17 protein-coding genes and 2 pseudogenes are annotated in these 12,299 nt (G+C 62.9%); 14 read left to right on the forward strand and 5 right to left on the reverse strand.

Translation table 11 applies throughout. The features are described 5' to 3' along the window. The first annotated feature begins 2 nt into the window (after positions 1-2). Both MYCSM_RS17600 and MYCSM_RS17605 read left to right on the forward strand, forming a co-directional pair. Positions 3-431, forward strand: a complete 429-nt coding sequence (locus MYCSM_RS17600; RefSeq protein ID WP_015307515.1) for a nitroreductase family deazaflavin-dependent oxidoreductase — start codon at positions 3-5, stop codon at positions 429-431. 35 nt (positions 432-466) lie between these two features. After that, complete coding sequence (locus MYCSM_RS17605) at positions 467-1,111, forward strand: class I SAM-dependent methyltransferase (RefSeq protein ID WP_041312300.1); 645 nt, start codon at positions 467-469, stop codon at positions 1,109-1,111. Between the two features lie 39 nt (positions 1,112-1,150). Here the strand turns inward: MYCSM_RS17605 and MYCSM_RS17610 are convergent, their stop codons facing one another. Next, the gene (locus MYCSM_RS17610; protein ID WP_015307517.1) at positions 1,151-1,639 is read right to left on the reverse strand and encodes a nuclear transport factor 2 family protein; all 489 of its coding nucleotides are present in this window, start codon (positions 1,637-1,639) and stop codon (positions 1,151-1,153) included. Between the two features lie 113 nt (positions 1,640-1,752). Here MYCSM_RS17610 and MYCSM_RS17615 point away from each other — a divergent pair, with 113 nt between their 5' ends. The 6 genes from MYCSM_RS17615 (at position 1,753) to MYCSM_RS35265 (ending at position 4,749) form a co-directional block, all read left to right on the forward strand. Continuing rightward, positions 1,753-1,962: a hypothetical protein gene (locus MYCSM_RS17615; RefSeq protein ID WP_015307518.1), complete on the forward strand. Its 210-nt coding sequence runs from the start codon at positions 1,753-1,755 to the stop codon at positions 1,960-1,962. A 31-nt stretch (positions 1,963-1,993) separates the two neighbouring features. Further along, positions 1,994-2,557 (forward strand): NADPH-dependent FMN reductase, encoded by a 564-nt coding sequence (locus MYCSM_RS17620; RefSeq protein WP_015307519.1) that lies wholly within the window; start codon positions 1,994-1,996, stop codon positions 2,555-2,557. A gap of 71 nt (positions 2,558-2,628) precedes the next feature. Beyond that, positions 2,629-3,516, forward strand: coding sequence for an oxidoreductase (locus MYCSM_RS17625; RefSeq protein WP_015307520.1), 888 nt, complete (start codon positions 2,629-2,631; stop codon positions 3,514-3,516). A 29-nt stretch (positions 3,517-3,545) separates the two neighbouring features. Next, the gene (locus MYCSM_RS17630; RefSeq protein WP_232425810.1) at positions 3,546-3,920 is read left to right on the forward strand and encodes a DoxX family protein; all 375 of its coding nucleotides are present in this window, start codon (positions 3,546-3,548) and stop codon (positions 3,918-3,920) included. Between the two features lie 82 nt (positions 3,921-4,002). Beyond that, a complete protein-coding gene (locus MYCSM_RS17635; protein WP_157681350.1) occupies positions 4,003-4,341 on the forward strand; it encodes an alcohol dehydrogenase catalytic domain-containing protein in 339 nt (112 codons plus the stop codon). A gap of 27 nt (positions 4,342-4,368) precedes the next feature. Further along, positions 4,369-4,749 carry a nuclear transport factor 2 family protein gene (locus MYCSM_RS35265; protein ID WP_015307523.1) on the forward strand — a complete coding sequence of 127 codons (381 nt, stop codon included), beginning with the start codon at positions 4,369-4,371 and terminating at the stop codon, positions 4,747-4,749. Between the two features lie 36 nt (positions 4,750-4,785). On the opposite strand, the gene MYCSM_RS17650 is transcribed toward MYCSM_RS35265, so the two are convergent. Next, a complete protein-coding gene (locus MYCSM_RS17650) occupies positions 4,786-5,292 on the reverse strand; it encodes a MarR family winged helix-turn-helix transcriptional regulator (RefSeq protein ID WP_015307524.1) in 507 nt (168 codons plus the stop codon). Positions 5,293-5,690: 398 nt separating this feature from the next. Between MYCSM_RS17650 and MYCSM_RS38265 the strand changes: the two are divergent. From MYCSM_RS38265 to MYCSM_RS17675, 5 genes and pseudogenes are all read left to right on the forward strand, one after another. Then, a pseudogene (locus tag MYCSM_RS38265) lies at positions 5,691-5,953 on the forward strand (LysR family transcriptional regulator); the annotation flags it as partial. 419 nt (positions 5,954-6,372) lie between these two features. Then, positions 6,373-6,528, forward strand: coding sequence for a hypothetical protein (locus MYCSM_RS37250; RefSeq protein WP_157681351.1), 156 nt, complete (start codon positions 6,373-6,375; stop codon positions 6,526-6,528). After that, entirely contained in the window at positions 6,525-7,007 is a 483-nt protein-coding gene (locus MYCSM_RS17665; RefSeq protein ID WP_041312309.1) for a cupredoxin domain-containing protein, read from the forward strand. Before MYCSM_RS37250 ends, MYCSM_RS17665 begins: the two co-directional genes overlap by 4 nt. Next, positions 7,004-7,936, forward strand: coding sequence for a metallophosphoesterase family protein (locus MYCSM_RS17670; RefSeq protein ID WP_015307526.1), 933 nt, complete (start codon positions 7,004-7,006; stop codon positions 7,934-7,936). The genes MYCSM_RS17665 and MYCSM_RS17670 overlap by 4 nt, the downstream gene beginning before the upstream one ends. Then, a complete protein-coding gene (locus MYCSM_RS17675) occupies positions 7,933-8,325 on the forward strand; it encodes a hypothetical protein (protein ID WP_015307527.1) in 393 nt (130 codons plus the stop codon). Before MYCSM_RS17670 ends, MYCSM_RS17675 begins: the two co-directional genes overlap by 4 nt. Before the next feature lie 371 nt (positions 8,326-8,696). Here MYCSM_RS17675 and MYCSM_RS17680 read toward each other — a convergent pair whose 3' ends face one another. The 3 genes from MYCSM_RS17680 to MYCSM_RS17695 form a co-directional block, all read right to left on the reverse strand. Then, complete coding sequence (locus tag MYCSM_RS17680; protein WP_015307528.1) at positions 8,697-10,016, reverse strand: MFS transporter; 1,320 nt, start codon at positions 10,014-10,016, stop codon at positions 8,697-8,699. Positions 10,017-10,275: 259 nt separating this feature from the next. Next, the gene (locus MYCSM_RS17690; RefSeq protein WP_015307530.1) at positions 10,276-10,506 is read right to left on the reverse strand and encodes a DUF6400 family protein; all 231 of its coding nucleotides are present in this window, start codon (positions 10,504-10,506) and stop codon (positions 10,276-10,278) included. Positions 10,507-10,588: 82 nt separating this feature from the next. Next, positions 10,589-11,986 carry a xylulokinase gene (locus MYCSM_RS17695; protein WP_015307531.1) on the reverse strand — a complete coding sequence of 466 codons (1,398 nt, stop codon included), beginning with the start codon at positions 11,984-11,986 and terminating at the stop codon, positions 10,589-10,591. A 52-nt stretch (positions 11,987-12,038) separates the two neighbouring features. Between MYCSM_RS17695 and MYCSM_RS38270 the strand changes: the two are divergent. Beyond that, positions 12,039-12,245 (forward strand): annotated as a pseudogene (locus MYCSM_RS38270) (dihydrofolate reductase family protein); the annotation flags it as partial. Positions 12,246-12,299 lie beyond the last annotated feature (54 nt).

A 12,299-nucleotide genomic window follows, 5' to 3' on the forward strand; every position in this document is an offset into this window, starting at 1 on the left:
CAATGAGCGACGGCAATGACTTCAACCAGCGCAACATCGCCGAGTTCCGCTCGAACCACGGCCGCGTCAGCGGCCCATTCGAGGGGGCACCGATCTTGCTAATGCATACCGTGGGTGCACGCAGCGGGGAGCCGCGTACCAGCATCATGATGTACCTCGACGACGGCGACCGATATCTAGTGTTCGCCTCGAGCGCGGGTGCCGATAAAAACCCCGCCTGGTACTGGAACCTGAAGGCCAACCCCGACGTCCGCATCGAGGTCGGCGACGACATTCTCGACGTGCATGCCAACGAGTTGCAGGGCGCCGAGCGGGACGAGAAGTACGCGATTCAGGCCGAGCGGTATCCGGGTTTCGCCGAGTACGAACGTATGACGTCTCGGATCATCCCTGTCATAGCGCTCACTCCTACTGACGGGGCGGGATCATGACTGAGACAGGATGTTCCACGCAGGAATCTGTCGGTGTGCCGCACATTGACTTTGACGCCCTTTACCGTGGCGTTAGCCCAGGCGGGGGTATGGCACCGATGACCACGGCGCCCTGGGATACCAAGGAGCCCAACACGAATGTCGTTGCGTGGCAGACCGACGGCTGGGTGCACGGCGACGTGCTCGACATCGGCTGCGGCCTCGGCGACAATGCCATCTACCTGGCGAAGAACGGGTACACGGTGACCGGGTTGGACATCTCCCCCACCGCGCTGGTCACCGCCGAGCAGCGCGCCAAGGACGCGGGAGTCGACGTGACGTTCGCGGTGGCCGACTCCACCAGGCTCGACGGCTACACCGACGCGTTCGACACCGTCATCGACAGCGGCCTGTTCCACAGCCTCGATGGCGACGGCCGACGTAGCTATGCCGCAGCCGTGCACCGCGCCACCCGGCCCGGAGCCACCCTGTTGCTCAGTTGCTTCTCCGACGCCAACCTGGTGGGCCAGCAATGGCCACGGCCGGCGGTTTCCGAACAGACGCTGCGCGACGTCCTCGGCAGCGCCGGTTGGGACATCGTTTATCTGGAGGCCGCCACGGTACGGGGCGCGTTGGACGGCGGCCCGCAGGCCGACATGGCGTTCTGGTACCTCCGCGCGCAACGGCGCCAATTCGCTTGATACCCACGCGATCGGATCCAGCAAGTTGTGGCGTAGTGGCTACTCCGTGACCAGTGCGCGGGTCTCGGTCCAATCGACCATCAGCTTGCGCTGGCTGAAGTACCAGACGCCATCCTGTTTGACGAACGTATCGAGGTAACGGATCGCGGCAATCATCAGACTGCGCCGTGTGCCCTCGACTTTGAGGTGGTGAGCCAAGCAGTAGGTGATGCCCGTGGCGTTCTGCCCGTCGAGCATCGTGCTGCTTTGACCGTTGAAATGCATCGTGGCCTCGTAGACGTTGAGTTCGTCGAATACCGGAGCGAGCGCCGCACGTCCCTGAATATGTTGAGCCGGTTGCGAACTACTCGCGTCCATGTACACCTGAAAATCAGTGTCTTCGGTGAAGAGTGCCATCTGGCTGTTGGCATCACGCCGATCGGCACAGTATGCGTAGGCGTCGACCAATTCTCGGATCGCCACCCTGTCGGCCATCTCTTGAAGCGAAAAGTCCACGTGCGCAGCGCGACGGAAATCCCCAGATGTCATAGCTTTTCCTTCTCGTGAAAGGCCGACCGATTGACACACCACGCGACGGTCCCTACGGTGATGTTACGTGATAAATCATTTAATGGTCGATATCTAGCGGAGAAATCAAGGGTGTGTTTCCGATCAGCGCCACTATCAGCGAGTTGATGCACGCCAAACTTCTCGAGGTCTTCAACGAGCGTGATTCCGCGCGTCGGTCTACTGCGATCGCGCGGATCTACGCCGACGACATCCGGACCGACGACGATGGTGTCACCACCGCCCACGCGGCCAGCGAGACTTCCATTCAGTTGATCTATCACGTAATCTCACAGATGCTATGAGTCTTTGGCCGACAGCTAACGGAAGGCAGTCATGACAGAGCTGACGATAGCGATCATCGCGGGCAGCACCCGCCCGGGACGCCACGCCAGCGCGGTCGCCGAGTGGATACTCGAGCAGGCAGCGGAACGCCGGGGTGTCCGCTACGACATCGTCGACCTCATCGACCATCCCCTGCCGCTGTTTGATGAAGTCATGCCGCCCAGCTTCGGGCACTACCAGAATGAACACACCAAGGCTTGGGCGGCGACGATCGCGCCTTACGACGGATTCGTCTTCGTCAGCCCCGAGTACAACCACTCGACGTCCGCGGCGCTCAAGAATGCCCTCGACTATCTATATGCCGAATGGCAGAACAAGGCTGCCGCTTTCGCGGCTTACGGGTCGCTGTCTGGGGCGCGCGCCGTTGAGCACCTGCGTTTGATCTGCGCCGAGTTGCAGATGGCAACTGTTCGCCAACAACTATCTTTCTCGTTGTTCACTGACTTCGAGGACTTCACTGCCTTCATTCCGGTGGCAGTACACAAGGATTCGGCCGTCGTCATGTTCGATCAGCTCGAAAGTTGGGCAGGTGCGTTGAAGCCACTGCGCTCCTGAACATCTCGCTAGCGAGGCCCGGCGCGAAATCACTGGCGCCGAGGACGCGACATGTGCGGAGGACGAAAGCAATGAACACACTGACCGGTGACAGCTACCGCCTTGGAGATAGGGCCGTGCACCGTGTCGGGTACGGTGCGATGCAACTGGCCGGAGATGGTGTCTTCGGTCCACCCCGGGATCGCGACGAAGCGATCGCAGTGCTGCGCGCCGCCGTGATTGCCGGTGTCGATCACATTGACACCGCCCAGTACTACGGGCCCGGGGTGGTCAACCAGTTGATCCGGGAAGCGCTCTACCCCTACCCCGACAATCTGGCTCTGGTGAGCAAGGTTGCCGCACGCCGAGACGACTTTGGCGCGGTCCTGCGCTACGACGACCCCGACCAGCTCCGTGCCGGCATCGAAGACAATCTTGCGACCCTAGGTGTCGAGCAGCTCGCCGCGGTGAATCTGCGTGTGATGGACAACGCTGTGCCTGACGAAAGGTTCGTCGAGCAGATCGAAGCGTTGGTGGCTGCGCGTGACGAAGGCTTGATCGCCGGCATCGGCATCAGCAACGTGACACACCGACACCTGCTGCGCGCCGTCGAAGTCACCGAGATCGTGTGCGTGCAGAACGCATACAACCTGGCGGATCGATCCTCGGAGCCCGTCCTCAAGGAGTGTGCCACCCGAGGCATCGCCTTCGTTCCGTTTTGCCCACTGGGCTGGCCGAAGAGCCAACACGATGCGATCCGCACCAACCCGATCGTCACCAGCATCGCTGCGAGCCACGGCGCGACGCCCGTCCAGGTCGCACTGGCCTGGCTGCTGGCCGTTGCAGAAAACGTGCTGCTGATCCCGGGAACCAGTACCCGCGGCCACCTCGCGGAAAACCTTGCCGCGGGATCATTGTCGTTACGCGACGACGAAATCTCCAGTCTCAGCACGGCATTCGCGGTGCCGTCTATCAGCTGAATCCCTTCACTTAGGAGAACGCCGTGAACATGGCTCTGTGGATTGTCACGATTGTCTTGGCCGTCGCCTTCCTCGGAAGCGGACTGATGAAGCAGTTCGTGCCCAAGGACAAGCTGGTCACTTCCGGCCAGGGCTGGGCTGCGGACTTCAGCCCGGCGAATATCCGACTGATCGGACTCGTCGAGATAGTCGGCGCCATTGGGCTCGTCTTACCGGCCGTCACTCACATCGCCCCAATCCTCGTCCCGATGGCGGCGATTGGATTGATCCTGGTGATGCTCGGCGCGGCGATCGTTCACGCGCGCCGCAGGGAGGTACCGAACGTCGCTGTCAATGTGGTGCTGCTCGCGCTGGCCGCGTTCGTGGTTTGGGGCAGACTCGGCTTATACGCATTCCCGTCCTAACGGCTCACAGTTGCCAATAGGCGCATGACTTGGCCTGAAGACTAGGGAGGCTTTCGCCATAACGACAATGCCCGCCGTCGTATTGACCGCCGAACGCGAAATCGTGCTGGAGGAACGCCCCTGCCCCACATTGCGACCCGACCAGGTCATCGTTGAAGTAGAACTGTGCGGGATCTGCGGGAGCGATCTTCACGCCGCTCTGATGCCGCAGGTTTATCACGGGGACTGCATTCTGGGTCACGAATCCACAGGCCACATAGTCGCAGTGGGAGCCGAGATAGCCGAATGGGTTGTCGGTCAACGCGTGGCGATCAACCCCAACGGAAACATCGTGACGCCGCTGTCGGACGCCTTGAGCGCATTCGACTTACTCCGCTCCGGCCGAATCATGAAAGCGCTCATCGCGCCAAGTCAGCAGTGACGGACACTCAGATCGACAGGGATAAACATGACTGATTCTGCACCGAACAACGCCGATCGAATTCGGACCTTGTTACAAGCCGTCGACAATGCTGACAACGACACGATTGCCACCTGCACGGCGAAAGACGTCCACTTCCGATTCGGAAACGCACCACCGACCAAGACCCGGTCGGAGCTACTCGCAGCAGCCGGTTCCTTCCGTGGCGCCATCGCCGCTCTGCGGCACACCATCCTCAACATGTGGGACGTCGACGGTGACACCGTGATCGCCACAATGGACGTTTACTACCGCCGACTGGACGGCCGCGAGCTGAATCTGCCTTGCTGCAATATTTTTCGCGTAGACAACGGTCTAGTAGTCGACTATCTCATATACATGGATGTCAACCCGGTAACCGCGGCGTAGCGTCGTCCGGCGCCAGCCCGATTGCTGGGCGCGTCCTCAGAGAGGTACGGGAGGGAGCGATGCATTCAGGTTGAGGCTCGCCTGAATGTGCTCGAGCGCTGCCGTGAAAGGACCAACAAGTTCACCCGGTAATGGATCGAAGAACAATTTCCTCACCAACGCAACATGTTCCGGCGCAGCCGCGACCGTCACCTCGAGGCCCTTCTTGGTCAAGACCGCATCAGTAGCTCTGCCATCGTCTTCGGACTGGATGCGCTCGGCGAGCCCGCGTTCGCATAGCCGCCGCACTTGGTGCGACACCCGGCTGCGCTCCCATCCGATCAGAGCGCCGAGTTCGGTAATCTGCAGCTTGTGATCCGGGGCCATGCTCAGCTGATTCAGCACGTGGTAATCGGCCAAAGACAGCCCGCTATCTCGCTGCAGCTGCCGATTCATCTCATAGTTCATCCGCAACTGCACGCGCATAAACGCCACCCATGCGCGCTTCTGGGAAGCAGGTAACCAAGGACTGTCACCTGAACGGGCGCGACGGGTAGGTGGCATTTCACAATCCTACTGCTGGACTTTTCATGCTTATTATCCAACACACCGATCTTTAGCACTGATCGCGGTCACCGTTGCGTTCATGCCCCCAATCAGAGTTCGCGTCCACGCCGTCCGCCGCTGCGCGCAGACAACCCAGCGGCGAGGGCGTCCAGCTCTTCGCTCCTGAAACTGGCGCCCGAACTGTCGGAAGGCTTCACCCTCAGGTGACCGCCGCAATCGCAGGCCACGTCATCAGCCGCAACCGACGGACGCAAGGGCGTCGAGAATTCGCCACGAAAATGAGACAAATCTACTCGCCACATGAGTGAGGCTATGACATCGCGCCTGGTCAGAGCATCGGCGTTCGCAGGAAGTTTGAGACCCGACAGCTGTTGTCTCTGTCCCGACTGATCTCGATGCGGCAGTCGCCGAGACACACCACCGCACGACGTCGAGCGTGTCGCAACAGATCGCCGCTCTGGCGAAGGAAACACGAGCGCAACTGAACGAGCCGGAGGGCCGCTGCGGTGCGGCTCACGCCTGCGGGCCAGCGATTGGCCGATCACGCCGTGACAATCCTGGCCGCTGTCGATAGCGCCCGGCTGGACCTCGATCCCGACGCCGAGCCCGCATGCACCGTACGCGTCGGTGTTTTGCGCCAGGGATTCGAGTTTCGCTGTAGCCGATCGTCCGCGCGTTGGCAGTGACCCATCCGCACGTCGCCTAAATGCTCCCAGACGGGGTCGTCGCTCATGTCCGAGGTGTCGCGATGAAGCCTCGATGGGTATGGGGTACTCGAGGGTCGCAGCGGATGCTCGGAAATGGATTTTGCGATGATGATTTCGATCTTCAAGACCTGTCGACCGATACCCACGGGTACACGCTCGACAAGGAGGACGAAGACGAGCCGGTGCTGCTTGGTCGCAGCGGCAATCCCGTAGAGACGTGGCGTGAGCGCTACGTCTTGGGAAGGTTCGACTACACGAGAAAGATCGTGAGCTGGTCTGTGAAGCGGATTCCACGATCGTCGGCCGCGCCCTTACGAACTAGATCCGCGTAACTCTTCCCAACACCTCCTCACATGCTTCTCGCTGCGTATTGGCGCGAAACGATGCGGCACGCAACTACGTCAAGGACACCGCCACCCAGATGGGCATCATCGTCGGCAACGCCAAGGTGCTCCAGCACCGCGTGGTCCGGCGAGCCGCGGCGCTGAACTCGACGTGTAACCCGCCCTCCTATCTCAAGGCGTGAAGGTCATACTGCCGTTCGCCGCTGCGAGCATCCTTTTGATCGCGTCCTGTTCAAGCCACACGTCCGACGCCACCCCCAGCCCAGCAAAAGCCACATTTCAGTCGGGCATGACACCGGGCATGTCCGGCATGACGCCCGGCATGTCCGGCATGACGCCCGGTATGCCTGGCATGCAAACGCCACCGCCGTCGGCGTCAGCGACCGTTCCCGAGAGTCCAGCACCGCAAGGGGGAACAGCGGTGAGCGTCAGCGACTTCAAGTTCAACCCAGCGACCCTGACGATCCCGGTGGGCACGACCGTCACCTGGACCAATCAGGACGAGGAGCCGCACACTGTCGCCGCCAAGGACGGCTCATTTCACTCCCCCGGAATAGATACACATGCCACCTACAGCTTCACCTTCACCACGCCAGGTTCCTACGACTACATCTGCTCGATCCATCCGTTCATGACCGGCACTGTGGTGGTGACCAAATGAGCACCGAACGTGATCCCGCGGGTATGACCCGGCGTCAGCTCATCAGACACGGCGCGTGGTTCGGCTCCGCCGTGGTTCTGACAGTCGCCGGTGGCGAGGTGATTTCCCACATCGCCGGATCGGCCGGCGCCGCGCAGTCAGCCAAGCCGGTGCTGCGATTCGCCCAAATCAGCGACAGCCACATCGGATTCAACGGACCGGCGAACCCCAACGTCGCCGATACGTTCAACCAAGCCATCGGACAGATCAACGGCCTCGGCTTCACACCGGATTTCGTGATTCACACCGGCGACCTGACCCACTTGGCTACGCCGGCACAGTTCGATCAGGTCAAGCAGATGCTGACCGATCTGAACACGCCACATATCTTCACCGTGCCCGGCGAGCACGACTCCACCGACGACGCGGGCGAGAAGTATCGGCAAGCATTCGGCGCGGGCACCCGCGGCGACGGCTGGTACAGCTTCGACATCGCCGGTGTGCACGTCATCGGGCTGGTGAACACGCTCAACCTGAAAAAGCTCGGGCATCTGGGGCCCGACCAGCTCGAGTTCATCCAGAAGGACGTGGCCGGCCTGTCCAACGACACCCCGATCATCGTGTTCAGCCACATCCCGCTGTTCGCGATGTATCCCGATTGGGGCTGGGGCACCGACGATGCCACGCAAGCGTTGAGCTACCTGAAGCGCTTCTCCTCCGTGACATGCCTCAATGGTCATGTCCACCAACTGTTTTCCAAGACCGAGGGCAATGTCACGTTCTACAGCGGTACCACCACCGCCTACCCGCTGCCTGCGCCGGGCCAGGGCCCAGCGCCCAAACCGATGACCCTGCCCGCAGGAAAACTGCACGATGCCCTGGGTATCCGCGAGGTGAGTTACACCAAGGGCCAGCAGGCCCTCGCGCTGAAGGATCACAAGCTCACATGACGATCACCAATCTGGCCACCAGAATTGCCCTAAGCGCCTCTCTCGCAGTCAGCGGATTCGTACACGCCTACCTGTACGTCGACGGCTACCGGGACATCCCGGCAGTAGGGCCGGCATTCCTCGTGCAGGGCAGCGCCTTCTGTGCACTGGCCGTGCTGATTCTCATCGGCGGGCCGGCATGGCTGCGGTGGGCGGCCGCTATCGGCGCGGCTGGATCACTGGTTGCGTTCGCGCTGTCGCGGAGCGTTGGTCTGTTCGGTTTCACCGAAACGGGCTGGCAACCAGCGCCCTACGCCATGATCAGCGTGGCCGCGGAGGTGCTCACCATCCTGCTCGTCGCGGCTACCGCCATGCGGCGGCCAGCGACCGACCGAGTGCCCGCGGCGTGAGGTACTACGAACGCGCTGCCTCTACCCTTTCGACGTCGCCGCGACGCACATCCACGGTGAATCGCTTTTCTCCCCACCCGGTCGCAAGGGAGAAGAAAACTGTCTTCGGTTTGCCGAGGATCGTCGTCGACTTGACAGTTCCGACGCTGCCAGCTGGGACTTCTGGAACGTTCATGCCCTCGATCTGCCGTCGGGCGACGATGGAATCACCTTTGCGATAGCGAATCTCAGTTACCCCCCAAACCAATCCGGCTGCAGACGTCTCTGGCCGCGCGACCGTCTGCCGTACACATATATTGGCAATGCCCAACGTGACACCGCAACCGTTTTCTGTTCTGCAAGTGCAGTTTTCGCGCGCGAAAACGCCTGAATCAGACCGCGGCCACCACCGACCGCCGCCCCGGTGTTTGTACCGCGAGCATCCCAATAAGGCCGGCCACCAGCACGACGCAGAGGCCACCCATGCCTGCACGGTCGCTGCCGAAAAGGTCGATGAATGCCGAAAACAGCCATGGGGCAAGGAAAGACACGGCGCGACCGGTCGTGGTGAACAGGCCGAAGGCCACGCCCTCTTTCCCTTCGGCCGACATCCGCAGCATCAGCGTGCGCGCCGACGCCTGGACCGGCCCGATGAACAGACACAACATCAGTCCGCACACCCAGAAAGCGACAGCTCCCGACAGCGCCATCAGCGTGACAGCGACGGTGATCATCGAGATCAACGAACCGACGATCACCAGCTTGGATCCGAGTCGGTCATCGAGCAGGCCACCGAGGACCGCTCCGACGGCCGCTACCACGCTGGCGCCGACACCGAATAACAGCACGTTCGCCGCAGAGATGCCGTACACCTTGACGCCCAACACCGCGCCGAACGTCGCCACCCCGGTCAGCCCGTCGCGGAACACCGCGCTGGCGAGCAAGTAGTACACGACGTTGCGATCGCGCCGCCATTCGCCGACGATCTCGGACCACAGCGCACGATACGCACCGAGAAACCCGACCGACCTCCTACGCTCCCCATCTTCGGGAGCAGGCACGGCGACAAATACGGGCAGCGCGAACACGGCGAACCATGCGGCGGCCAACAGTACGGCGGCGCGCACATTCTGTCCGTCGTCGCCAGACAATCCCAGCAGACCGTGCGTGTCGCCGTCACCGGAGATGAAACCGAAGTAGACGAACAGCAAAAGCACGACACTACCGAGAAAGCCCATGGCCAAACCGAATCCAGAGATCCGGCCCGGGCTTTCAGCGGTCGAGACCTGGCGAAGCATCGCGTTGTACGGCACGGTCGCCAGGTCATTGCACGCGGCCGTACAAGCCAACAGCACCAGGCCGGGCAACAAGTACTGGTAGTCGTCGCCGATCAGGCTCATCGCCGCCGTCAGCAAAACCACCGCGGCCGTCAGGACAGCGAGCACCCGTTTGCGCCGCCAGGGTGCGTCCACCCAGACACCGGTGACGGGCGCCAATAGGGCGACGGCCAAGCCCGCGAGGGCCAACGCACGCCCGAGCCAGCTGGCGGGACTGGTCTCCCCCGGCAGGTCATGGCCAACACTGCTGGTCAGGTAAACCGAGAAGACAAACGTCACCACGATCGCGTTCACGCCCGTCGCGCCGAAGTCCCACAGCGCCCACGAGACTTGCGCCCGCCGTCGACTCAACGCGGCCGACCGCGGATCGCTCATGATCGCCCACGATATACAGAAGCCGACCGGAGTCAGGGCTTAGGCAGCGTCGGACTGGCCGCGGGCGCGATTGCGAGTGTCGGTGGACCAAAGGTGGCCGCACTCACGGCACTGGAGGTGGACGACTGTGCCCTTGTTGCTCAGCAGGTACTGCCAATGCGTGGCGCAATTGCGGGCGCCGCTGCAATCATCGCAGCTGGCCGCGTGGTCACAGGCCGGACACGGCAGCCAGGCACGTCGGGCAGTGTCGGCGGTCGGATCAATCGGCAACACGATTGACCGTTCGATCCGGCAGCACACCGGCGCTGACCAGTTCGTCGTAGATGCGCTGCTGCTCGTCGTCGAGGTCGGAGTACAGCATGTCGTGCGCCTTCTCCTCTTCCGCGAGCACCGCGATGGGGTCCCAGTCGTCACCGATGGCCTCGAGCACCGCGGTTCGGCGGCGAGCCTCGTCAAGCGTGAGGTCGTAGGAGAAGTCCAAGTCGCGCATCGCGCCAGCTTCCCTGCGATGCTTAGCCTGGGCAATGATCTACGTCACGTTTCGCCGTAGAAATTCGTCACAGGGTCGAGTGTCACTGCCCCAGCGTCAGCGGCTGCGCCTCGCGGTACTGCTCGAGTACCTGCGGGGTCGGGTCAGCGGTGTAGGACGCGGTTACCCCAAACGACCATGACGGCGGCGAATCCTGTTGCGACAACGTCCACGCCGCCTGCCTCGCCGCACCGAGCGCCACGTACTCGGCAGACGTCGGCACGTGCACCGGTGCACCGAGAACCCCGGGCGCGATACGCCGCACCGCCTCCGAACGGGCTCCCCCGCCGATCAGAATGATGCGTTGCACGTCGACGCCATGCGCCGAGATCTTGTCGATGCAGTACGCCATCGACGCCAGAAGGCCCTCGACGCCAGCCCGAGCAATGTTGGCAGGCAACAGATTACGTGTCGTCATGCCGTGCAACGCGCCCGATGCGCCCGGAAGATTCGGTGAGCGTTCGCCCTCCAGATACGGCACCAGCGTTAGGCCGTCCGCACCGACTGGGGCGGAGAGCGCCAGACGGTCCATCTCATCGAAGTCGACGCCGAGCATCCTCGCCACGGCCGCCAGCACGGGCGCGCCGTTGAGCGTGCACACCAACGGCAGCTGACGCCCGGTCGCGTCGGCGAAACCGGCGACAATTCCCTCCGGGTCATGCGGTGCGGCCTCTCCCACCGCGCTCACCACGCCGGACGTGCCGAGCGAGACCACGCAGTCCCCGGTCACCGCACCAAGGCCCAGCGCCGCCGCGGCGTTGTCGCCCGCCCCGGGACCGAGCACCGCGCCCGTCGACGTCTGCCCCGCTTGGTCGCGGGGACCCAGCACCCTCGGCAGCGCTGGCCGTCGGCCCCGCATCGCCAGCTCGAGCAGATCAGGCTGGTAGCTGTCTGCCTCCGACGAGAAGTATCCGGTGCCGCTGGCGTCGCTGCGATCGGTGCGTAGCTCGGCGATGTCCGTCGATCCGCTCAGCCGCCACGTCAGCCAGTCGTGCGGCAGGCAGACCGCCTCGGTCGCATCCGCATGCGCAGGTTCGTGGTCGGCCAGCCAGCGCAGCTTCGTCGCCGTGATGGCCGCCACCGGCACGACGCCGATACGCTTGGCCCATTCGCCGGGGCCACCGAGTTCGTCGACTAGGTCGGCCGCCGCAGCACTGGATCGAGTGTCGTTCCACAGCAATGCATCTCGGACCACGTCGCCGCTGCCGTCGAGGCAAACCATCCCATGCTGTTGCGCGCCGACCGACACCGCTGCCACGTCGTCGAGGCCACCGGCGGCACCGATGCTCGCTTCCAGCGCGGACCCCCACAACCGCGGATCGACTTCGGTGCCGTCCGGATGCGGCGATGACGCGGACCGCACGATTTCACCGGTATCCGCGTCACAGACGACCACTTTGCAGGACTGGGTGGACGAGTCGATTCCCGCAACGAGTGCCACGCCTGCGAAGCTACCCCGATGCGTTCTGAAGCGGCGTGATGTCGTTACCTATATGCGAAAACTCGTGATCACCCAAAACATCACGCTGGACGGGTCGATCGAGATGCTCGACGACTGGTTCGATCCGCAGCGTCAGGACGAGGATCTGCTTGCGGAATCGCATCGCCAGGACTCGCAGGCCGATGCGCTGCTGGTCGGCCGTCAGACGTTCGAGGACTTCCGTGGCTACTGGCCGAAGCAGACCGACGACTCCACCGGCGGCGGCCGTCGCCTGTTTCCCGACGGGGTTCTCGATCGGTCGGCTGACTCGGGT

Origin of the sequence: Mycobacterium sp. JS623, from assembly GCF_000328565.1 — a bacterium.
Classification (GTDB): Bacteria; Actinomycetota; Actinomycetes; order Mycobacteriales; family Mycobacteriaceae; genus Mycobacterium.